A 23,339-nucleotide genomic window follows, 5' to 3' on the forward strand; every position below is an offset into this window, starting at 1 on the left:
ATAATTGCATTATAGAAACGTTTTTCGCCAGAATGAAGAACGAGATGTTCTATGGTTTTGAAAAGGAATATTCTACCTTTAAGAAATTTCAAACGGCTGTGGAAGAATATATAGATTATTACAATAACAAAAGAATTCAAGAAAAAACAAAATGGATGTCCCCTGTTCAATACAGGGAAACATCCATGCGTTCAGCTTAATTTAATAATGTGTCCAGGATTCTGGGTACATATCAACTCTACTTCCTCATTTTTTAGATTAGGATTATCTCCCTTTCCCCTATTTCTTGTAGGGTCATATCCATGTTCTTCTTCAATCTCAGATATTTCAGATAGTCCTCTTCTTTCAGTTCTTCTGTCAGACCCCAAGTTTCCATCATTTTGACTTCTTCCCTCGTGATAAAGTCCTCTATCTCTTTTTCCTTTGATAGAAGATGATCCATCAATGTCCCTTGCAAATACATTATCTGATAATCCTCTTCTTTGTTCTCCTTGAGAAAGTTCAATCTCATCCTTCCCCATCTGTTGAGTTTCTTTAAATCTATTTCCTTGGGAATTGCCATATTGGGTATTAGGACTTCCATGCCTTCCTCCAATTCTTCCATCTTGTATGTCCCTCCCTGTCTCTCGAAGGAATTCTCCTTGACGATTGGTGTGTAAATCCCCTCCTCCATGAGGTATTCCTTGCCTGCCAATGTTAATTTCTCTTTCATCTTCCAAGCCTCCTTTAAAATTTATTTCACCGTTTATATCAGAACTTAATTTATTATAACGCTCCTTAAGCTCTTTTGTCTGCTCCAAATCTTTTCTTTCTTGAATTTTCTCTAAAATTTCTAATCTTTTTATTTCACTTCCCAAATCAAGTAAGATATTTTTACTTATATTAGCACTTATACTTAATACTTTGTCTATGTCCGAACTTGATATTTTAGACAGTAAAGATAAGTTTTCTTCTTTTAACTGATATGAGACCTCTATTCTCTCGCTTATAGAAATTTTTACGGATTCTTTTAACAAATTAAAAAGGTCTACCTTTTGAATGCTTTTTAAACTTTCATCAGATAGACTTTCTAAAATTTTATTGAATTTTCCTCTAACATTACTTTCTACTAAGGCATCAATTTTATCTTCTTGGCTTAATAGAAGCTTACTATCTTTTTCTTTAAACTTATCTATCAGGTCATCTAGTAAGTTTAAATGCTTTTTGCTATCATATTTCCATAACTTTACCTCAGAAATATTATGATTAATACTTACTGTTTGCCTTATGTCGAAGATATATTTTATCCTTCCACTATCTATATCTAAAAGTGGTATTCCTTTTTCGCCTCTTTTAACGCTTCTACCTATACTTTTCCAATAATCAAATTCTGCACAGGCTGTTGCTTTTGGATCCATATTGTATATAGATATTTGATGTATATATGGATACTTATAGTTATTGCCTGATACCTTTAAATATTCCTCATATTTTTTTATATCTTCCTTAAATTCTTCTTTTGCAAGATAGATTGATCTGCTTAAATCTACTATATCATATCTTGGCATTTTATCCCTCCTCATTATAGTGATAAAAATGAACTAAATTTTTATATATTTATTTATTAAACTTTACTTCTTTCTATTTTTTTAATTTCTGTAAGCAAAGGATAACTTTAAAATGTTATTTACACTATCTTTTTATTGCAATTAAAAAACGATTAGTTTGTTTACTTTTCTAATCGCTTTAACTGCCTTTATCCTATTGCTTCCAATCCAACATTGCTTTTTCTAACTTTGAAAAATTACAATTTGCTCTTCTTATAATTCCTGTTTTCTTTTGATTTTTGTATATTTTTTCTACCTTTATCAAGACCTTTGTTTTTATTTTTAAACAAAAAGCGTATTCTTTTTGAAATAAGTCTTTATATCTAATATCCTCAAGTTCGTTAAAATCAATTCTTTCATAACAATCAGTCGGTACAGGAATCATTTTCTTAATATCCAATATAGATAATATGTGCATTTTTTTCTATCAGAATAATATTTGTAGATATCTCCATCTATAGTAATACTATTATCGATCACTTCATAAATCAAAAAATGCTCATCAGAAACATTCTTCCATTTTTTATGTTTTTCCTTTGCAGAAGAAATTGGAATAAAATAATTATAATTTTCTATACCAACAATAATTCCAACAAATGGTTTTATACTGTTTCTATACGATGGGTTGTAATAAACTTCTGAATCTACTTTATTTAGATATTCAAGGTAATCAGAGTTTACAGTATAAAATCCATATTTTATAACTTCTACCATTATTTTCTCCTAAAAAAACAGAGAGGTTTAATCCTCTCTGCTTGCTTTAATGCTTCACCTTTGGGATATAGGTAGTGAGACACCTTCTTTAATGCTCCACCTTTAACGGTAGTGGGACACCATCTTTATCTGATAAGAGTATAACGTATATTTATAGTAATGTCAAATAAGCAAATTTCCTAATGCCTACTCTTTTATCACTTATATTATACCCTATTTCTTTCATAAATCATTCCTTTCTTCATTCCTATAATTATATTCAAGTTTTTATAATCAATTTACTTGTAATATTTACATATAGTATTTTTTATTTCTTCTTCAATTTCTTTTAAAAAATTCTCTTTATATTCCTTACCCTTTGCTATATCACTTAATCTCATTTCCCATTTTGCTGTTGTCTTTGGAGATTTAAACTCATCTATAACTATAGTCACTAGGTTTAATCCCTTTCTAGTTGATATTAGGTTTTTCTTTTCTCTTTTTATATAACCTTTGTATATCAAATTTTCTATTATTCCCGCTCTTGTAGCAGGAGTACCAAGTCCTTTTCTTTCAACTTCGACATCCTTAACTAATTCATCATTTCCAGCTATTTCCATAGCTTTTAAGAGTGTGTCTTCTGTGAGGATTTGTCAAGGTAGGATGTGGATTATTTCTTTTTGCTGGTACATTCATTCATAATCAGCGTATTCACGCTGTCCGTAAAAGTCCGCTTGGTATTCTGCGGAAAATGCACTCTTACCCGATAAGTGGTATTACCTATCTTTTTCTTGAAATGCTCTGTATTCACTTTCTTGCTTTCTTCCATGTTCTTCTCCCTTCACGCAAAAAGGACAGCTACAAACCATTGCTTGTAAACTGCCCTCTCGCTGTTATAATGACTGTTCATTTTTCTTCCTGCTGTGTATCTGACTGCGTTGATTTTGCTCGGCTTCTCGGGTCATTGCAAGCATTTTACGGTTATGCTCAATAACCTCTGTTGACGCAAGCTCCGTAACCACTCTTGCATAGTCGGGATTGCTCTCCTGCAATCGTTCTTCCAGCTTCGTCTTTTCCGCTGTCCATTTCTTCGGTGTAATCTTCTCATCAGAGGACAGCATTTTCTTTAATTTCGCACGATAACTGTCGTATTCTCTAAGCTCCGTTTCATGCTCCTTATCATATTTACGCTTGGCAAATCCTTTCAGCGAATTACTTGTCTTATGATACACGATATAAGGCTCATACTCGCTGTATGCCACAAGCAACTGCTCCAGTCTTGCTATCTGCTCTGCAATCTGCTGTCGCTCCGCTGACAGCTTCTCATAGGCTGGCTCTCGCTGTTCCTTAAACTCCTGCAACTGCTCAAAGCTCTCAATCTGATTTACCACAACAAAACGCTCCATTCTCTCCTGCTCCTGCAATGCCTGTCTTTGAGAAATCTTCCTCAAATATTTGCTCTTGATTACTGGCAATTCCAGTCTGCCCTTTTTGCCGACAACTGCCCTAATCATATCAAGGACTTCATTTGCAGTATTGCGTACTGCTTCAACTGGCTTGGAATTAACAAGCTTCTGCAACTGTTCCTCTGCTTTTGCCACAAGCATTTTTGCAGTAAGAATAGCCTTATTCTGCTCCATTATCCTGCGGTTGACATTCCCTCTCTCTGTCTGTATTCCTGCCCTTTCCAGCGCACTGGCTTTCTCTCCCAAATGTATCTGTGGTATGGTATCAAGCCCCTGCTCCGCAAATGACCTATGCTCCCAAAAATTCTCCCTTAATCCGTTTTTATCATTGACCGCATTTATGGTGTCAGCTAAATCCTTGCGCCACTTCCTGGCATTCTCCCTGCTGTTCCATCCAGTCACATCCTGCGTGGTGCATTTATATTGCCCATTCTTTTTTCTTATCTTGTTTCCGTCTGCGTCCAGTGCATAAATCTTCTTCTGCTTATCTCCCCATGAACCATCTTCCAAAATCGGGCGCATGGTAAGCATAATATGACAGTGAAGATTGCGCTGGTGCGTATTCGGGTTTTCGGAGTCATGGATGGCAAACTGCGCACACATTCCATCATCCACAAAATTCCTTTTCACATAATCCCTCATTACCTCTATGGCAAGCTCATAACTCCACTCATTCGGCAGATTGATTTTATATGACCTCGCCAGCTGTGCTTTGGCAGATTTACTCTCCCTCATTTCAACGGAGTTCCATAGCACCGATGGGTCTGAATATTCTGCTGGTGCATTGACCGGAAGCATGACCTCATTATGCACCAAATCCTCGGTATACTTCGGGTAATAGGTTGTTCCGTCATATTCAGAGTACATGGTGGTACGGCTGATATATGCAGACTTGTCAACTGCGGATGAACCACCTCTGCACTTTGCACCTCTTCCGATAATGGCAACTCGGGTACTTAGGTTTTTAACTGCCATAGCCACACCTCACTCTCCTGCATAGGCTGTGGCAGACCGATACTGTGGATTGTGCGGTATCGGTTGACTTTGTGGGCAGTGCAGCTCCGCTCTTTGGAGCTTCACTGAACGCAAAGTATGCAAATGGGTAGGTGCGCCCTCTGCACCGAAGGGAAAACGCAGTGTTCCCTTTTGACTGCCTTCGGCAGGCAACAGCTGTCTGCAAGACCCCTCGGAGAGCGCACATACCATCGCAGATGGTATATCTGTGCGCAACGAGAAAATCTCGTTGACTGGTCTTAGGCATTTTCACTTTTGCCAGTACCTTCATCCCCTGCCACCTCACTTTCAGCTTTTACAACTGCATTCTCACGCTTGTCAGCACTTTCCTTTTTCACGATTTCAATAATGCGCTGGCACTGCTCCGACTTCATCCCCGAAGCAATAATTCTGTTCAGCTCCTGCTCATCAAACTGATAACACTCTGGGAAATATTTGTGAACAATGCCACCCATCATGTACTTGTGCTGATTTTCCTCTTTTCGCTTCTGCTGACTTGCCTTTCTCTTGGCTTCTGCCAGTCTTGCCTTAGCCTGCTCCACAATCTTCTCTGCTTTTAAAACCTCTGCTGATTTTTCATTGTTCTGTAACATATTTTCAATCTCCTTTTCCTTGATTTTGTATAATAAAAAAGGTGGTCATGGTTTTAATTTCCATGCCACCTTTGGGTGTTCGATATTTAAATAAACTGCTTTATGGAACTGAAAATTTAACCCTACATAAGCGGGAATCTTTTAGCATTACACTCTCCATTCCATCAGCACACAATCTTCCTTTTTCCCCTCGTGTAGCTCATGTTCGGGAAGTTCCTTAATAATTTTAAATCCTGCCTTCTGATATGCTCGTACTGCTCGTAGATTATTTTTTCGTGGGTCAAGAATCACCGCATCGGCATCCATTTCCGTTCGTAGATATTGGCATACTACTCTGCAATATTCTGCACCGATTCCCATATTCCAATATTCCGGCTCACCGATAAATTGGTCCATCGCATAAATCTTTTCTTCCGTCTCATGGTAATTATATTCGTCGAAAAGTTCCCCCTGAATTCTATATATTTGTGCGTAACCGATAGGAATTGTATCATATTCAATGATGACTCGATAAATCTCATCCGCCCATTGCTCTGTATAATGCTCACGAATCGTTTTCTGTGTATGTTTTTTATCTCTACCGTCGTAGAATTCAAGAACACGGTCATCTGTCAGCCATTTTAGCATTAGAACTAAATCATCCTCATTCATCGGGCGAAAGGAAACTCGCTTTTTTTCCAACATAATTCACCTCTTCCATAATATAATTTCACATCATCTTTTCCTGCTAAAATATAAACATCTCTGCTTGTGTTTGTAGCAATTCAGAAACACCCTTAATCAACATTTCCCTATCTTTTCTTTCATAACCATAAATAATTTGGTCTATCGACCAATATACATCATTAAGCTCTGCTTTTCTTTCTGCTACTTCCGGCGCCTTATGCTGATAGTATTTTAATACCTTCCTGCCAAATTCTTTCCCGAAATCATCTGTACTACAATCCAGCAAGCACAAAAAATCATTATCCGGGTCACCTACATTAAAATCGCCAAAATCAATAACTCCAAACAGTCTATTATTTCTAAAAATCATGTTATTTGCACTGAAATCATTATGTACCAAACAAGGGGTATATTTAAATAAAACAGCATTGTTTAATATGTTTTCATATATTGTTTCGATATGTTCCAACATCTCATCAGTTAACAGCTGCTCCTTTTCCAGAATACTTATAAGTAATTTTTTATCTTGCAAAAACTTATCTTTCTTATTCACCAGAGCATCTGAAAACAAACTGACAGAACAATCAATCTCTATGGAATGTAACTCTTTCAAAAACGTCGCTTCATCATATGCAAGGGCATCCTTTTCCTTTTCACTCAACTTATGATACTGCTCATAAGTAATACGTTCCCCTTTAATATATTTCATAATATTAAATCGGTCACTTTGATACACTACCGCAGGGATTTGATAAGATAGCTTACAGTTTTCTAAAAAACGATACAATTCAAACTCTCGTTTCTGAGAAATTCTAACAGAATCTCGTTTAGGAACTTTCACAACATATTGTTCATTACACAAAAAAGTATCACTATCATCGCCGGACGATAAATAACGGAGTTCATTTATTTTTATCTGTTTATTTAAGTGCTCATATATCTCAGCGTCCAAGTTAACCATTTTAGTCTCCTTTACACATACCTTCAGTAGAGAGAATTATATCATTGAACATACATTTTTTCAACGATTTACCTTTGCATATTATACTGTGCCATTTGCCTTCTTTTTTGTTCTCTGTATTTATCATCCAGTTTTCTCGGCTTACGATAACTAACGCATGATTTAGGCATGGAATAGGTCTTATCAATATCTGTTTCGCCTACCAGCTTATAAACCTCTGGGAATGCGATAACTAATGCGTCAAGTTTTCTCATAACTGCCTTATCTCGGGTATAAACAACTGCTGTCTGCTCCCCTGCATTAAAATTGATGACCGTTTCCTGCTCATACTTGGATAAACTGCCCATTAAACCACTCCTTTCTCTCTGACTCGTATTTTGGGCGACTCTAGACTCGTACTTTTGACGGGCAAATAATAAAGCCTGCCGTAGGCAGGCGGATAGGATAGGATAAGATAGAGATGGTATATCTCTTTTTTATCTTTTTATTTTATTCTTTTCTTTGGTTCTTTCTTTTCTGCTTTTCTTTTTCTCTTTTTTCTCTAGGAAGAGGAAGAGAAGGAAGGGGAAGGGAAGGTTGCACTGCCGAGACCATCAAAAAAGACATCCGCAACAAACATATTCACTGTCCGTTTTGAATGCCTTTTTATTCTGATTTTGCTCGTTAAATATCGTAGCAAAACCATTCCTTATTATTCACTTGATAATTTCCTCGTCTGCCATTTTCACAATCGCAAATTCACGATAATTATTGCCCTACTGCCTTTGCTTTCTCCGCTTCTATTTCTGCCCACGCTTTCCTCGCTTCTTCTCTTTTTCGTGCCATATATTTGCGGTTGCTTGCTCGCTTTTTCTCCAGTTTTTCCTGCCTTTTAGCTTCTGCCAGCTTCTCTTCTTCCGTCAGCTCCACAACCACTTCGGGAACTACAAATCTGCCGATATAATTCAAATAAATATCTACATCCTGCGTTCTGTTTGCACCACTTCCAACTGCCTTATAAACCATAATTTTATCAACAAATTCGTTCAATATGGCTGGTGTCAGTTCCTCGAATGTCGTATGCTTTTTTACAAGCTCCATGAACACATCCACATCCGTTTTCTTTGCACTCATGCCCTCTAATTCAGCATTATCTCTGTCAATATCCGCTTCTAATGCTTCAAGCTCCAACTCGTAATCACTAAGCATTGCATTGAAGCGTTTATCGTTCAATTTACCGCTGATATTGTCCTCATACAGCTTCCTTATCAGACGATTGATTTCACTCACTCGTTTCTGCTTTTTGGCAAGCCTTTTCTCCAGTCTGACTGATAACTCTCCCTGCTGTTCTTCGGAAATACTACATACCTTTTCCCTAAACTCTGCTTCATTCTCCACTGCATAATCACAAGTTCTTTTTATGGTTTCCAACACAAGCGTTTTCAATGCCTTTGTAGAAATGCTATGGCTGGAACACACTTTCTCATACATCTGTTTTCCCAACGCATTATTAGAACAAGAGTATCTGTCCTCGGGAGCATGATATACCATTTCCCCTGCCTTAAAATAGTTTTTCTTCCATACCCCTTTTGAGTGTCTGTGATTATACATTTTTGCTCCACAATCAGCACAAAACACCTTGCCGGTAAGAGGATTGCTTTCCTCAAATACTCCTATTCTTCTCGGTGTATCTAACAATTTCTGCACTGTTTCCCATGTATGTTTATCAATAATTGGCTCTTGGGTATTTTCAAAGATTACCCACTCGGATGAGTCCACTTTAGTAGGTCGCTTATCCTTGTATGACTCCTTTTTTGTTCTGAAATTGACAGTACACCCGATGTATTCCATTCTCGTCAAAATGGTCTTAACTGTACCGCCTCTCCACGCATAGGGATGTTCCATGTCGAAAGATTTTACATTAGCTCCCCTGCCACGCATACCCAAATAATACTCAGGTCTTTCCACCTTGTCCTCTGCCAGTTCCCTTGCAATCTGGTAAGGTCCTTTTCCATTCAGACACATATTAAATATTCTGCGGACAACTTCGGCTGCTTCTTCGTCAATCTCCCACTTATCGGGATTGTCAGCACTCTTTTTATAACCATAGCAACAACGATTGTTTGTGTGTGCCTTGCCACTCATTCCTCTCGTCTTTAATACCGCTGTTATCTTTCGACTGGTATCACGCACATACCACTCGTTCATAATGTTCAAGAATGGAGCAAATTCTGCACTCTCTCTACGTTCGCTGTCAACACCATTGGAGATTGCTATAAAATGTACTCCCTTTTCCCGAAACATGACTTCTGTGTAAAATCCTACTTGCAAATAATCTCTACCGATACGGCTCATGTCCTTTACAATGACAGTTCCTACCTTGCCAGCTTCAATATCCGCAAGCATTCTCTTCCAGTCGGGTCTGTCAAAATTAGTGCCAGTCCATCCATCATCTGTGTAATGCTCGATATTCTCATATCCATGCTGTTCCGCATACTGTGTCAGCATACGCTTCTGATTGACGATACTGTTTGACTCTCCCTGCACTTCATCATCCTTTGAAAGTCGCTCATATAAAGCTGTGATTTTAAATCTCTTATCCTTGATTTTCATTGCTATCCTGCTCCTTTGCATTTTGAATATTTCCACTGCCTACTCTCAAAGTGTATTACATCAGTGAAGTGTTTAGGTGGTTTTGTATATTTCTCTTTTATATCTTTATTTTCAATATATAAAAAATCTCCTATTTTTACATCGGGAAGTTGTATATCTTCTTTCTTCTTTGATTTATATTCTTCTAAATATTTTGTAAACCCTTCTTCTGCAATTATTTTATAAGTGTTTATAAATTCAAACCCGTCAAATTCAGCCACTATCTTTGTTGTATTTTCTACAAGTGGGTATCCAAAACTTGCATAGAGTTTATTTGTTATAAGTCTATATACTTTGGTTTCACTTTCCGGGAGATTTGAAATATCCTTATTTAATGAACTTATCGTTGGAATTATTGCATGATGATCTGTAACTTTTTCAGAATTAAAAACTACCTTAATTCTTTCTGTGTCAAAATCATTTTTTCCTATAATATTATTTACAGTGCTTTCTATCATGTCTACTGTCAAATATCTTGAATCTGTTCGTGGATAGGTAATATACTTCTTTTCATACAGGCTTTGGGCATAATCTAGGGTTTGTTTTGCACTGTATCCAAAATACTTATTACATTCTCTTTGAAGTGTTGTTAGGTCAAAGGGCAGATTAGGCTTTGTAATCTTTTCTTTTTTAATTACATCGGTTATTTCAATTTTTTCTCCGATTAAATTTTTAAGCTGCTCTGCCACTATCTTGTCATCAATTCTATCTGTCGACAGTGTAAATCCATTCATGGAAATCTCCACTGTATAATATTTTTCTTTTTTAAAACTATTTATCTCATCATCTCTATTCACAATCATTGATAAAGTTGGTGTTTGTACTCTGCCTACACTATAATTTTCATTATATAGACAGGAGTAAAGTCTACTTATGTTCATTCCAACAAGCCAATCAGCTATGGCACGAGCCTTAGCTGAATCAAAAAGATTATCATAATTACTTCCATCTTTTAAGTTGCTAAATCCTTCTTTTATGGAAGAGTCTTCCATTGAGGAAATCCAAAGACGTTTCATTTTCTTCTTACAATTTGCCATCATATATACAAGTCTAAAGATAGCTTCTCCTTCTCTACCAGCATCACAAGCATTAATAATGGTGTCAACTTCATTACTATTCATTAGTCTTTTAAGAATATTAAACTGTTTTTTAGTTGTCTTCGTTACCTCATACTTGTATTCTTTTGGGATAATAGGTAAATCTTCAATTCTCCACTTCTTATATCTTTCATCATACACATCAGGATTTGCCATTTGTACTAAATGCCCAACACACCATGAAACAATGTATCCATTCCCCTCATAATATCCATTATTTCTATTTTTTGCTCCTATAACTTTTGCTATTGATGCTGCAACACTTGGTTTTTCTGCGATTACTAATTTCATTTTTCCTCCTTTAGTTTTTTAATAAAAAAATGAGAGATTAAATTTTCAATCCCTCATCTTTTTATAGCTCTACTGATTTTTTATTTTTTCTATAATATTTATTCCATTATCTATTACATCTTCAAACTTTATGTCTCTAGCATAAAGATTTTTCTTCGAATAAGAATTCCATCTTTCTAAAAAAGCTTGATCTGTTTTTAACATTCTCATTAAACTTATGATTTTATCTATATCCAATTCCGTTTTTCTATAATCAAAAGTTCTAATACATGCTTCTTTTAATATCTTGGTATCAACCTCTTTATCTTTTAATTTATAAATTATATAAAGATCATAGTAATCCTTACTTCTACTATTTAAAAACCCCCTAGAGTATATTGTTTGAATTTTTTCTGCCACAATTGTTTCAATAGGATAGGCTTTTATTAAAATATCTTCTTGCCCAAAAGCACTTATATATTTATAATCTATAGGATGTGGTGTGATAACATCACCTGTTGCAATATCAAGAGGTACAATTTGTCTTATATTCTCCATCCTACAAAGTATACTTACACGAAACCCTCCATACTGGTCATCTTCCTTGATTGTACTTATTCCTTGTACTTTATAGGATATATCATCTGAATGACTTGCTTCTAGTAATTCTTGTATTGTTTTTAATACATTTTCTTCTGATAAATGCATATTTCTTAAAAGAAGATCTATATCTACTGTGCTTCTTGAATCTATCCCTACTACATTAGATAAAAGAAAACCTCCTTTAAAAATAAATTTTTCATGATACTTACTCTGTGCTAATTTTTTTAATATGCTTTCCAAAAAATAATATAACATTACTGAATTAAATGGGAGTCCTGATTCTTTGCTTATATTATGACAAATGGCGGTTAACTTTGCTTTATTCATATACCACCTCCATAACTTCCCTTACTTTATCTTCTATTCCCATTTTTCTTGCTATTTCATATAGAGAATGTATATCCTTATCCTTATATTTAAAATAAGAACGAATGAGTTTTACATAAACTTCAGTATCCATTTTTTCTTTGTTGGAAATAAAATCACAAAGTATTCTTTCGTAGGAGTAAACATTCACAATGTTTCCAAACATTGTCTTTTTCTGTATAATTCCTAGATTATAAATAGATTTTTTTACATAATTGATATTAAGCGTATTTTGTTTCTCATTAAATTTATATCCATTGTATACTGTAACATCTATTCTCCATGGAATTTTGTCCGTTACCCCAAGTAGAAATAAAGCTGTCTCATAGGAAAATATCGCCTTTCTATACTGATATTGGAAAAAATAGTACTCATCGAAATCACCATCTTCAATAATATATATTCCTTTTTGAACTCTAAACAATTTTCCTTCTTTTGCTAGTCTACTTAAATATACTGTAGGTATGTTATTTTCTCTGCAATAAGCAGATGTTATAATGCCACCTGATTTTTTTAGATGTATTTCAATTTGCTTTCTATAATTCATTATATTCATCTCCTTGTTGTATTTACACTTATATTATATACTTTTGTGAGTGTGTATGCAACAAAGCTTTAAATTCCTATCCCAATTTATTTCAAAATTTATCAAGAAATTTCATATCATCGAATTCTTAATTATACAATCAATCATTTCTACTTAGCTTCCCTTTTATATATTAAGTTTGGGTGTTGTTTTGTTCGTCGTTTTTTTATTAAAGTTCTAGAATTCTAATTGTACTTTTCTATCGTATGTTTATAAATTTACACGATAATTGAGTTTATTGTTGTTCTTAATCTAACGCTTAAATCATTGAGAAGATTAAAATTCATCTTCATCTGGAATAATTTCTGTATCTTCCTTATCTTCAAGATCATAATCCTCCCCTTCAGATTCATAATCATCTTCTAGTTCATTATAATCTTGCTCATCTTCAAAACTTGCTTCTTCATTTTTTTTATAGATTTTGAAGTAATATCCTGCACCCATTACACCAACAATAATTAAACCCATAAATAAATAAAGTCCTATCCCTGATTTCTTTTCTTCTTTCTCCTCTTTCTTCGGTTTTTCCTCCACCGGTTCTTCTTTTTTCACTACTTCTTCTTTTGGCTTTACTTCACTTTCTCCTTCAATCATATTTAGTAGATCTTGTTCTCCAACTTCTGTTAGTAATTGTACATTTTCTTGATTTTCCGAATGATCTACAATGAGGTGCATAGTTTTTCCACTCTTTGTTTGAAAGGTTAAAAATTGTCTAACATCTATTGGATTTTCCTTTTTTTCATCTCTTGATGTTTGATCTTCTACTTTCGGTGTAATATCCTGTCCATTTTTATCTACATTTTCTATAACTGTTCCTCTTGCCTTATTTTCTTTTGTAGCTAATGGATTAATTGCTTTAGTATTGCCACCTTTAACAAGTTTAGATGGCTTTTCTTTTTTATCTACTTGCTCATTTTTTATGTTATTTTCTTGTATTTTCGGCACTTCCTGATAAGGAATTTTCTGACTCTCATTAGATGGTTCATATACATCTTCATCAAATAAGCTTTCTAATTCTTTACTTTTTTCTGGCAAATAAATATCATTTGACTGATTTTTTATTTCATTTTCATTGCTCTTAGCTATGGATATGCTTGGCATACTGAATAGTAAAAGGAGTAGCACTAAGGCTACCCCTAATCTTTTTTTCTTCATAATTCTCTCCTTTTCTTACTTTATATTCTTGAAGACATAAACTGCCTTTCTGCTATTATCCCATTCTATACTTTGATCTTTTTCATCTCTTATATCCCCACAGCTTGCATTAAAAGCTTTAGCTATATTGGAAATAGATGCGTGAATTCTTCCATTTATAATTACAGGTTTAGTGTCAGAATGATAAATGTTTCCTTGACTATCTTTCATAACACCAGTATCTATATTTAATCTTAAAGTTTTTTTAGGTAAGGCTGTATTTTCTTTATTTGAAAAGATAGCCTCTCTCTTACTATCATCATATTCTACATTAAACCCAAGAGTATAGGCTGCATATCTAACAGGTAGCATAATGCGATTATCCTTGATATATGCTTTTACATCCATATACACAGTGGTTTTCTTTCCATCTTTTATAATGTTATAAAAGTTTTTGTCTACTTGGAAAACTGCAAATTCTTTTTCATCTTTAACTTGTTTTTTGTCTTGTTGTTCCTCTTGCTTTTTCATCTTGTTAAGATCAAATTGATTTAGGATATTCTTATCATCAGCTTTCAAAAGTTCGTCCCACTTCTTATCTTGAGATTTCTTATCTTCTTTCTTCTCTTTGTTTTCTTTTTGGAGTTTTAGAAGTTCATCTAATTTCTTAGATAGGTCTTGGTTTAGATTTTTATCTTTTTCATCTTTAGCTTGTTTCTCAAGTTCTTTTTTAGCTTTTTTATTTGCTTCCTCGATTAACTTCTTTGCTTCTTCAATTTTCTTATCTAATTCTTCTTTTAGCTTTTTAATTTCTTCTTCAGAAGCTTTTTGTTTTTCTTCTAGTTCTTTAATCTTCTCTTCTAATTCTTTTTTTGTATTTTCAGAAGATTCTTTTAAACTATCAATAGTCTTTTGAAGCTCTTCAATTCTCTTACAACATTCCGACTTAGAATTTTCTGTTTCTTTCTTTTTATCCTCTAAGTTTTTTATCTTAGTATCTTTTTCATCAAGAGCTTTTTCTAAGTCCTTAATTCTATTGTCTTTATCCTCAATTTCCTTAGTCTTCTTTTCAAGTTCCTCTTCTAAAGACTCAAGCTTTTCTTGCATTTCTTTGATTTTATTTTCGTTTTTATCGGTCTTTTCTTTCTCAGCTTCTAACTCCCATTTTGTAGATGAATAATCTTCTTTTAGTTTTGCATTTTCATCTTGTAATCTTTTTAGTTCATCTTTAAGCTGAGTAATTTCTGCTATTAGTTCATCATTGTTAGAATTTTTAAGATCCTCAATTTCTTTATTCAATTGAGCAATCTTATTGTCTTTATCTCTAATCTCTTCTTCTAACTTAGCCTTTTCTTGTTTTAGTTTCTCTCCATTATCTTTGCATGATTCTAACTTTTCCTTTAATTCATCTATCTTTGATTGGTCTTCTTGTTTCTTATCATTTAAGCCTTTGATCTGATTTTCTAACTCCTTAATGTTTTTAGTTAAATCATCAATCTTGTTGTCTTTTTCATCAATATCTTGTCCTGTTAAATCTGTTTGAGTATCAATGGAATATTTATTTGGGTTGTATATAGTCATCTTTCCTTGATACATATCATTGTTATAATCAAATTCAAGTTCTACACTATCTACATTCTTATCAAAGACAAACTCTCCATTTTCAAACCTTAATCCATTAGGAATAGATTTGAATCCTTGATTTCCGTTGAAACCAAAATGATTTTCGTAAAATGGATTTTGTTTTGGTCTATACTCAACTTCTTGATTATGGAATACTCCCTTACTGTTAATATTTGGATTGCCTAAAATTTTTATAGTGTGCAATTTATTTCTTGAAAAAGCATACTGTTCAATTGTCTTCACAGACTTCGGTATAGTTATTTCTTGAAGGTTATTTCTTTCAAAAGCATTATGTTCAATATTTACCAAAGTATCAGGTAAAGTCACTTCTCTAAGTCCACAATTGAAAAATGCTAAACCACCAAGATAAGTTAGACTATTTGATAGTTTTACTTCATCTATACTTGCTTCGTAAAAGGCAGCATAACCTAAATGCTTAACAGAATCAGGAATAATTACTTTATCCCAATGTTTGCCACGTCCAAATTCTCTTTTAAATCTAAGTTCATCGTTTGAATGACTTAAAGAATAATTTCCATTTATAGATTTTGTTCCTTCAGGAAATACTAGAACATTTGTCTTTTCTTTCTTTTCTAAGCCCTTATCACTAAAGGCAATTATATTTCCCTCAGAGGAATACATAAAATCATCTTCCGTCCACTCTACCTTATAATCTGTACTTGCATATACAGGACTTACAGCCACTATATTCACTAGACTTACAAGTAGCATTATCACAGCTAAAATTCCACTTGTTATTTTTTTCATAAATTTTCCTCACTTTCATTTGTATCTTTTCTTTTAAGTTCTTGTCTTTCTCTATTTTCTTCTTCCTTATTTTTTCTAACAATAAATAAAAATTCATCAAGAGATATTTTTTGACTTCGAAATTCCTTGATGACCTCTAAATTTTCTATTTCTTCTTGTTCCTCTACTAATAACTGAAGTTCTATTTCAATTTCTTCTTTTTTCTTTCTTAAATTCTTCTGTTTTTCTATGTTTCTGATTAATTTTTTATTCATAGATTTTTACTCCTTCCCCCTTATTTTGGTCTACCAAAGGAATAAAAGTGATTTTTCCAATATCTTGAGTTTATACTGGTATATTGGATAGGATCTCCTGCATGGAGCATCATTCCATTTCCGGCATATATCCCTACGTGAGAAATTGGCGTACCGGAATTATATGTGCCTTTAAAGAAAATAATATCCCCAGGTTTTGCCTCGCTTGGAGATATTGGATTACAATAGTTTTTATAAATAAGCCAAGCTGTAGTTCTTGGCATTCTCTTTACACCAGACTTTGTAAATGACCAACATACAAAACCTGAACAGTCAAAGTTAGATGGTCCACTTGCTCCAAACACATATCTTTTACCTATATGTTTTTCTGCTTCATTAAATAAGGCTTTGGCAGTTTCAGAATCAAAAGCAAGACCGGGATTTCCAAAGTTTGGATTGTCTATAATCTCTCCCAAGTTCCCATAGCTTGATCCAAAATATCCACTCATATTTCCCTGACTATCAAGTAATGCTAAATAATGAGCCATATTTGTTTCATAGTTTGCAAATTCTTCTCTTGCTATTTCATCAATACTTTTCTTTTTTATAGTTAATGTTAGAATTCTATAGGTGTATGGATTTCCTTCACTGTCATATTTTGTAATAGACTTTGAAGTATATTTTTTCTCATACATTTGATTAAATAGCTTTTTTAATTCCTTTTGTATCTCTTCAGCTGACTTAATCTCTCCATATCTTGCTGTTAAATAGCTAAAAAGCTCGTGTAGGTCATGACCAACAGAATCTCCTTTTATATGATATTCATCATAATTTGGATAATTTTCTTTAATACTATCTATTTCATCTTGTAAGGCATATTCATAACTTGTAAATTCATTGTTAATATCCATTAAAACTTCTTCTTTTGATAGATAGCTTGTAGCTATAACATTACTTGTTAATCCTGAAGTAAGACTGCCAACATTGCTAATTCCTTGAAATAGCATAAAAAAAAGTCCTAAAATACAAAGGGCAATTAAAATTTGCTTATATCCTTTGTTTTTTAAAGCTTCCAATGTTTTCTTTCCAATATTAGCGAAAGATTTCTTTACTCTATTTACTAAACCTTCCCCGTGTTTCTTCCTAAAATCTCTCTGAAACTTCTTTTTCATAAAAAATCGATTCAGTTTATTAGAGTTTTGATAAGCTTTAGTCTTCTTCAATTCTTCAAAATTTCTTTGAAATAGAAGTTTACTTTCTTTCTTATAAATTTTTCCTTCTAAAGATTTTATTTTTCTTTGAGTTTTTAAAGGTTTTTTTCTTCTAAAATGGCTAATTTCTCTACCTACAACTTCGGTAGTTCTACTAAGCTTATAAGCAGCGTTAACACCTGCATTATCATCTTTCCCACTATATAGATAGTTTGCCGTCATAGCACTCGCAAAAGTAATAGGTTTTTCTAAACCCGCTTTTTTTGACTTTTTCTTATACTTAATTAACTCTTTTTCTTTTTTATTCTTTTTCTCATATAGTTTTGATATTTTATCTTCCTTTTTATAAAACTTATCTTTTTCACTTTTGTTATCTTTTTTAGAATGGAATTTAGTTTTATTTTTTGTATCTACCTTATTTTCTTCAGATACATTTTTAGAATCCTGTACTTCTTTTTTTGTCCTGGTGTATTCTTTCTTTGGATCAAAGTTGCTTTTCTTTATAGTATTATCAAAAGCGTCTTTTATTTGTCTTTTCTTTCCCTTGTTTTTATTAGAAATTCCACTATGATTTAAATCAAGTTCATCTACTTCAAGATTCTCATTTTTTATTACGTTTTTTTCCTGTTTGAAGATTTCTTTTTTCGTGCCTATTTTTTCTTGATTCTTTTTATTTATATTATATTTATCTTTATTTTTTTCAGATTCACTTTTGAATCCTTCAGATAGGCTATCCTGTCTAAATTTCCCACTAGAAACCTTACCCATTAGCATATCTTTTTCTTCTAAATTTCTAACTTTGCCTTTGAAATATTTGCTATTTTGTTTTTTATTAGTATTCAGGTCTTGAATTATTTTTTTATCTTCTTCATTTGCCTTATATGATAGATATTTTCTTCTAAACTTCCCATTTAAAGATTTTAATTCTACTTTTTCCCCTTTATCCTTAAACTGACTTTGAGATTGATAAAGTTTTTTAAAGGTGTTTTTTTGAAAGCTTTCTTTCCCTTTCTCACCAAGAATAGAATAACCATCCCAATTTTTTCTTTGCACATCAGAAGATGGTAAATACTTATAGTCATCTCTTGTGTCCCTATATGATACATTGCTATCACTAAAGTTCATGTCATAGCGATCTATGACACCATCATTATCTGAGTCCTGCGATAAGGGATCATATGTTGAACTTACCTCTATATTAAAATCCTTATCTTCTTCTTTTCTAAATCTCCTTATTTTTTTCTCTTGCACTCCATTAAAACTTTCACTCTCAACGTTTTTCTTCCATTTTAAATTACTATTCCCCTTGTAATTTTTTTGGGGAGAAGTGCTACTTTTTAAATTAGAGCTAGTTGAATTTGGTCTATCATTAAAATCTTCTTTAAAGTTACTTAGCCTGTATTCTGTTTCTTGCCCGTAATATTCACCATATCTACTTTCCTCATTTTCTTCCATTTTTCTATGCTGCTGTTGCGAATATTCTGGCTGATATTCATTATGATAGGAGGCTTCTGCAAATTTTTCCTCATGGTTTTTTCTTTGTCTTCTTCCTCTATTTGACTTATCTTTTTCGTTGAGTAAATCCTGACTATTTTCTTGCAAATGAGATGAATAATACTTAGAGTTTTCATCATTATTGTCTATGTTATTCCTGCTTTTTACTTTATTAATTTCTTTTTTTGAAAAATCTGATTTTCTCTCTGTACTACTGAATTTTTCATTGCTTTCTTCTTTCTTTTCTGATATAAGTTTGGTCTTTGGTACATCTCTTGGGTTTACTTTCCCTTTCTTTTTCATATATACCTCCTATTTCATATTTTTCTCTATCCTTTCTTTAGCTATTTGACAGTAGTCTTTGTTTATGTCAATTCCAATATATTCTCTGTCCATCCTAATAGCTACCATTCCAACAGTTCCTGAACCCATAAAGGGATCAAGAATTAAGCCTTTTTTAGGACATCCTGCTTTTATACAAAGTTCTACCAGTTTTGGTGGAAATACCGCATAGTGTTTTCCTTTAAACGCACTGGTGTTAATAGTCCAAATATCTCTATTGTTTCTAAACTTAGGGACATTATCTCCTATATATTCTCCATACTCTCTTGCTTCATTTATGCTCTGTCTTTTAGCTCCTGTGCCTTCTTGTAAATACTTATTATCTTTTCCTCTTGCCCTCATATATCTTTTCTTGCTTATTTCTTTTATTGGTTCTTTCATAGCGTCAAAGTTATAGAAATACTTTCTTGCTTTTGATAGTAGGAAGATATGTTCATAAGACCTTGATGGTCTATCCCTACAAGACTCAGGCATGGCATTTTCCTTATGCCAAATAATATCGCTTCTTAAATACCAACCATCCTCTCTTAATTTTAAAGCTAGTTGCCAAGGTATCCCCATTAAGTCTTTTGCCTTGTAGCCACTGAGTTTTTCTGTAATAGACTCTTTTTGACCACTTCTTCCTTCTATGTTTTTAGGATCTTTATATTTTTTTTTGCTTCTTGTACCTGCATAAGAATCTCCAATAACTACCCAAAGTGTTCCTTCTTTTTTTAATACTCTTTTTACTTCTCTAAAGACTTTAATTAATTTATTTAAATATTCCTCCGGACTTTCTTCTCTTCCAATTTGTCCTTCTGCTTTATAATCTCTAAGTCCATAATATGGAGGAGATGTAATACAGCAATCAAATATTTTATCTGGAAATTCCTTTAGAGCAGAAATTGCATCTAAATTAATAATATAGTTAGTTTTTAACTTCTCTCTGTCTATCAATTTCTATCCCTTCCTTTAATTCTTCTGGTTTAGTTGTCATTAACTTATACAATTTTGTATCTTTAGGAAATCTATCTACAAAAGGTACTATTGTGTTTCCATAGAATAGTAATCCCTCTCCCTCATTGGAATTTGTTACGTAGGATAACTGATAAAGAGATATATTTAACTTGTTAGCTAAAATTTCCCTATCACCACTAGCTTGATTAAGCATTAAGATAAAATCTGTATTATCAAATATATTTTCTATTTCGGGACTGGCTAAAAGGTCCTTTACATTTTGTGTTAATCCTGTTGGAATCCCGCCCCATTTTCTAAATCTCTTCCAAATTTCTATGGAATATGAGGCTGTTTGTTCTTCTCTTAAAAGCAAATGGAATTCGTCACAGTAATATCTGGTTTCCTTCTTATTTCTATTAATAGTTACTCTATTCCACACTTGATCTTGAACAATTAACATACCTATTTTTCTAAGTTGCTTTCCTAATTCCTTAATGTCATAACAAAGAATTCTATTTCCTGTATCTACATTAGTCCTATGGTTAAATACATTGAGGCTGCCTTTGACATAAATTTCCATTTCTACCGCTAATTTTTTCCCTACATTTTCTTCTTGTTTTAAAAGTAAATTATATAAATCTTCTAAAATTGGCATATTTTCAGAAATTGGATTGTCGAAGTAATCCTTATATAATATTGGAAGACATCTATCAATTACTGAAGTTTCTTCTGCACTTAACCCTTCCTTTCCTACTACAAGTTCAAACAGTGAAAGAATAAAGTCAGACTTTAAAGATAAGGGATTGTCTTCATCGGCATAGTCTACATTTATATCCAACGGGTTTATATAATCCTTACTTGTTGGCGATATTTTTATAACTTCTCCACCTAGTGCCTTAGTTAAATTTCCATACTCCCCTTCCGGATCACAGATAATGATGTCATCTTGTGTGATTAAAAAAGCATTGGTAATTTCTCTTTTAGCTGAAAAAGATTTACCGCTACCCGGTGTTCCAAGTATTAAACCGTTTGGATTCTTTAAAAGCTTTCTATCTGTCATAATGATATTACGACTTAAAGCATTTAATCCGTAATATAAGCTCTCTCCTTCTAAGCACAACTCTTCTGTTGTAAAAGGAATAAAGACTGCTGTAGAGCTGGTTGTAAGTCCTCTTTTTATTTCTATTTCATTTTTTCCAAGTGGCAGGGAAGAAATTAGTCCTTGTTCCTGTCTATAGTTAAGATTTTTCAATACACAATTATGCCTACCTGCTATTGAATTTAGTTGAAAGATTATATTACTCAATTTCTTTCTACTTTTTTCCATATTTGTAAACAAAATAGTTATGACAAACATTCTCTCATTATGATTTTGAAGTTCTACTAATAGTTTCTTAGCATCATTACCGTAGGTAATTAAATCGCTTGGAAGAATATCAATGTCATATCCTGATCTTATAGCCTTCTTATTTTCTTCAATTTTCATTTTATCCAAGTCTGTTATTTTTCTTTTAATCATCTTTATAGCTTCTGTTTGATCAATGGAATTTATATGAAATGTTACAATCATATTTTCTTCAACTCCTAAAAATTCTGATAATAATCTATCTGATAATTCAGGTGCTAGAATTTGTAGAAAGTTTACTTCTCCAAAGTATTCTCCAATTTTAAATTGATTGTTAGATGAAAAGTTAAATGATGCTGGTACTATATAATCCTTAGTAGATAGTCCACTATATTTTAGGTCTTCAAATGAAAAAACAAAATTCTTATTTGGATTTAAGATATCGTGAATAACCTTTAACCTTTCATATCCACTTAATACATAAGCTTTTACTCCCATCTGCTTAAAGTTATTTAATATATCCATTTCCATTCTTTCAAGTCTTGTAGTTGCCTCTTTTAAATCTTGTGCTTGTAAGCTAAAGGTGATATACATATATTTAGTAAGTCCATTATTTCCTTTTTGACTCTGATTTTTTAGCATTTCCCTGTACTCTTTTCGTATTTCATTATATGAATCGTTTCTATCCGGAACATTGATGTTTTTTTCTACTTCTTCATTTTTTCCTATGCGATTAATATATGAAAGTTCTATATCAACACTTGGATCAAAATAGTTTAAAAAACTTGAAAATTCATTAAATATACTTTCCTTATCTTCTTCTGTTGAAAGCTGGTAGTTAATATCTAAAAAACGTATCATTTTATTAAATTTGTTCTTCTCAACTTGGCAAATCCCATTTCTCAACATTCTTAAATAAGGGATTGTTTCCTGAACACTCTTTTTCTTCTTCCCACCAAAAAAGGAAAGCTTCTTTTTGGGCTTTCCTTTTTCTTTAGAAATATTTGCTTTTTTCATCTTTTTTTGACTTATACTAATGCTTTTTAAATCTTCTTTTTGTTTTTTTAAATTTCTTTTTTCTTGATTTAATTTTTTCTGTTGTTTTTTCTGTATTTGATTCATTTACTCCTTTCCTTTCTTTGTTTCTTTATATCATAAATACATTCTGTCTTGTATATCCTTATACTTGTCTGTCTTTTCTTATCTATAATATACTTTAAATATTTTTCAAAATAGATCCCGTCCTTTTCATAAAGAGTTGCAAATATTATAGGAAAAGACACACCTATCATGATTAACATAGATAGGTCATTAGGCAGCACTTTTTTTACCATTAAATATACTGGAAAGCCTATTAGACCTGCAATTGTAAAGCCAATTAATTGTCTTTTTGTTAGATTTAGAGCTACCTTTGTTTTTACTTTTGTTAAGTCCTTTGGGACATTTACATAAGCCATTATTCTAAACCCTCTAAGTAAAAGCCATATATATCTTCTCTGTTCAGATCTTCTAATGATTTTCCCATATTCACTGCTATTTCTAATACTTTTTCATTCGTTTCTTCTCTATTATCTAAAACTTCCGATGTTTTTCTTATAATCATTCTATTTTGTATTTCTCTTGTAATATATCCCCCTATTAAAAGTATTGGGAGTCCTATTGTTCCAAGTGTTTTTAAATTAATTTTTTTGTCCTTTTTTCTTCTAATTTTCATCATCTTC

19 protein-coding genes and 3 pseudogenes are annotated in these 23,339 nt (G+C 32.7%); 1 reads left to right on the forward strand and 21 read right to left on the reverse strand.

Translation table 11 applies throughout. From position 1 onward, the window contains the following. Positions 1–200 (forward strand): IS3 family transposase (locus tag ADH99_RS06695; protein ID WP_049555931.1); only part of this gene is annotated, 200 nt, incomplete at its 5' end. A 53-nt stretch (positions 201–253) separates the two neighbouring features. Here the strand turns inward: ADH99_RS06695 and ADH99_RS10735 are convergent. From ADH99_RS10735 to ADH99_RS06795, 21 genes and pseudogenes are all read right to left on the reverse strand, one after another. Next, entirely contained in the window at positions 254–712 is a 459-nt protein-coding gene (locus ADH99_RS10735) for a TnpV protein (protein WP_079392108.1), read from the reverse strand. Between the two features lie 1,028 nt (positions 713–1,740). Continuing rightward, positions 1,741–2,300 (reverse strand): annotated as a pseudogene (locus tag ADH99_RS10695) (type III toxin-antitoxin system ToxN/AbiQ family toxin). A gap of 278 nt (positions 2,301–2,578) precedes the next feature. After that, a pseudogene (locus tag ADH99_RS06710) lies at positions 2,579–2,923 on the reverse strand (DNA topoisomerase); the annotation flags it as partial. Positions 2,924–2,949: 26 nt separating this feature from the next. Beyond that, the gene (locus ADH99_RS10350; protein ID WP_080630487.1) at positions 2,950–3,108 is read right to left on the reverse strand and encodes a transposon-encoded TnpW family protein; all 159 of its coding nucleotides are present in this window, start codon (positions 3,106–3,108) and stop codon (positions 2,950–2,952) included. A 64-nt stretch (positions 3,109–3,172) separates the two neighbouring features. After that, complete coding sequence (locus ADH99_RS06715; RefSeq protein WP_016439438.1) at positions 3,173–4,720, reverse strand: MobA/MobL family protein; 1,548 nt, start codon at positions 4,718–4,720, stop codon at positions 3,173–3,175. A gap of 278 nt (positions 4,721–4,998) precedes the next feature. Then, complete coding sequence (locus tag ADH99_RS06720; RefSeq protein WP_010708501.1) at positions 4,999–5,352, reverse strand: hypothetical protein; 354 nt, start codon at positions 5,350–5,352, stop codon at positions 4,999–5,001. A gap of 147 nt (positions 5,353–5,499) precedes the next feature. Next, on the reverse strand, positions 5,500–6,036 hold the full coding sequence (gene aac(6')-Im, locus ADH99_RS06725) for an aminoglycoside N-acetyltransferase AAC(6')-Im (RefSeq protein WP_010708502.1): 537 nt from the start codon (positions 6,034–6,036) through the stop codon (positions 5,500–5,502). 43 nt (positions 6,037–6,079) lie between these two features. Next, positions 6,080–6,979: an aminoglycoside O-phosphotransferase APH(2'')-IIa gene (gene aph(2'')-IIa / locus ADH99_RS06730; protein WP_016439437.1), complete on the reverse strand. Its 900-nt coding sequence runs from the start codon at positions 6,977–6,979 to the stop codon at positions 6,080–6,082. 68 nt (positions 6,980–7,047) lie between these two features. After that, entirely contained in the window at positions 7,048–7,326 is a 279-nt protein-coding gene (locus ADH99_RS06735; RefSeq protein WP_010708504.1) for a hypothetical protein, read from the reverse strand. A 400-nt stretch (positions 7,327–7,726) separates the two neighbouring features. Then, positions 7,727–9,571, reverse strand: coding sequence for a recombinase family protein (locus ADH99_RS06740; protein ID WP_016439436.1), 1,845 nt, complete (start codon positions 9,569–9,571; stop codon positions 7,727–7,729). 59 nt (positions 9,572–9,630) lie between these two features. Next, positions 9,631–10,998 (reverse strand): annotated as a pseudogene (locus ADH99_RS06745) (DNA topoisomerase); the annotation flags it as partial. Between the two features lie 69 nt (positions 10,999–11,067). Then, the gene (locus ADH99_RS06750) at positions 11,068–11,907 is read right to left on the reverse strand and encodes a nucleotidyl transferase AbiEii/AbiGii toxin family protein (RefSeq protein WP_049555298.1); all 840 of its coding nucleotides are present in this window, start codon (positions 11,905–11,907) and stop codon (positions 11,068–11,070) included. Continuing rightward, complete coding sequence (locus ADH99_RS06755) at positions 11,900–12,493, reverse strand: type IV toxin-antitoxin system AbiEi family antitoxin domain-containing protein (RefSeq protein ID WP_049555299.1); 594 nt, start codon at positions 12,491–12,493, stop codon at positions 11,900–11,902. Before ADH99_RS06755 ends, ADH99_RS06750 begins: the two co-directional genes overlap by 8 nt. Before the next feature lie 315 nt (positions 12,494–12,808). Further along, the gene (locus tag ADH99_RS06760; protein WP_019132978.1) at positions 12,809–13,687 is read right to left on the reverse strand and encodes a CD1107 family mobile element protein; all 879 of its coding nucleotides are present in this window, start codon (positions 13,685–13,687) and stop codon (positions 12,809–12,811) included. A 15-nt stretch (positions 13,688–13,702) separates the two neighbouring features. Further along, a complete protein-coding gene (locus tag ADH99_RS06765; protein ID WP_049555300.1) occupies positions 13,703–16,057 on the reverse strand; it encodes a leucine-rich repeat protein in 2,355 nt (784 codons plus the stop codon). Then, positions 16,054–16,311, reverse strand: a complete 258-nt coding sequence (locus tag ADH99_RS06770; RefSeq protein WP_004837916.1) for a hypothetical protein — start codon at positions 16,309–16,311, stop codon at positions 16,054–16,056. The genes ADH99_RS06765 and ADH99_RS06770 overlap by 4 nt, the downstream gene beginning before the upstream one ends. 20 nt (positions 16,312–16,331) lie before the next feature. Beyond that, positions 16,332–19,298: a C40 family peptidase gene (locus tag ADH99_RS06775; RefSeq protein WP_019117237.1), complete on the reverse strand. Its 2,967-nt coding sequence runs from the start codon at positions 19,296–19,298 to the stop codon at positions 16,332–16,334. 9 nt (positions 19,299–19,307) lie between these two features. Next, a complete protein-coding gene (locus ADH99_RS06780; protein WP_019107261.1) occupies positions 19,308–20,273 on the reverse strand; it encodes a DNA-methyltransferase in 966 nt (321 codons plus the stop codon). Next, positions 20,245–22,740, reverse strand: coding sequence for a VirB4-like conjugal transfer ATPase, CD1110 family (locus tag ADH99_RS06785; RefSeq protein WP_022620875.1), 2,496 nt, complete (start codon positions 22,738–22,740; stop codon positions 20,245–20,247). Before ADH99_RS06785 ends, ADH99_RS06780 begins: the two co-directional genes overlap by 29 nt. Next, positions 22,737–23,075, reverse strand: a complete 339-nt coding sequence (locus ADH99_RS06790; protein WP_002838958.1) for a PrgI family protein — start codon at positions 23,073–23,075, stop codon at positions 22,737–22,739. The genes ADH99_RS06785 and ADH99_RS06790 overlap by 4 nt, the downstream gene beginning before the upstream one ends. Next, positions 23,075–23,332: a hypothetical protein gene (locus ADH99_RS06795; RefSeq protein WP_019107263.1), complete on the reverse strand. Its 258-nt coding sequence runs from the start codon at positions 23,330–23,332 to the stop codon at positions 23,075–23,077. The genes ADH99_RS06790 and ADH99_RS06795 overlap by 1 nt, the downstream gene beginning before the upstream one ends. Positions 23,333–23,339 lie beyond the last annotated feature (7 nt).

This window comes from Granulicatella sp. 572.rep1_STHE (genome assembly GCF_001073445.1).
Classification (GTDB): domain Bacteria; phylum Bacillota; class Bacilli; order Lactobacillales; family Aerococcaceae; genus Granulicatella; species Granulicatella adiacens.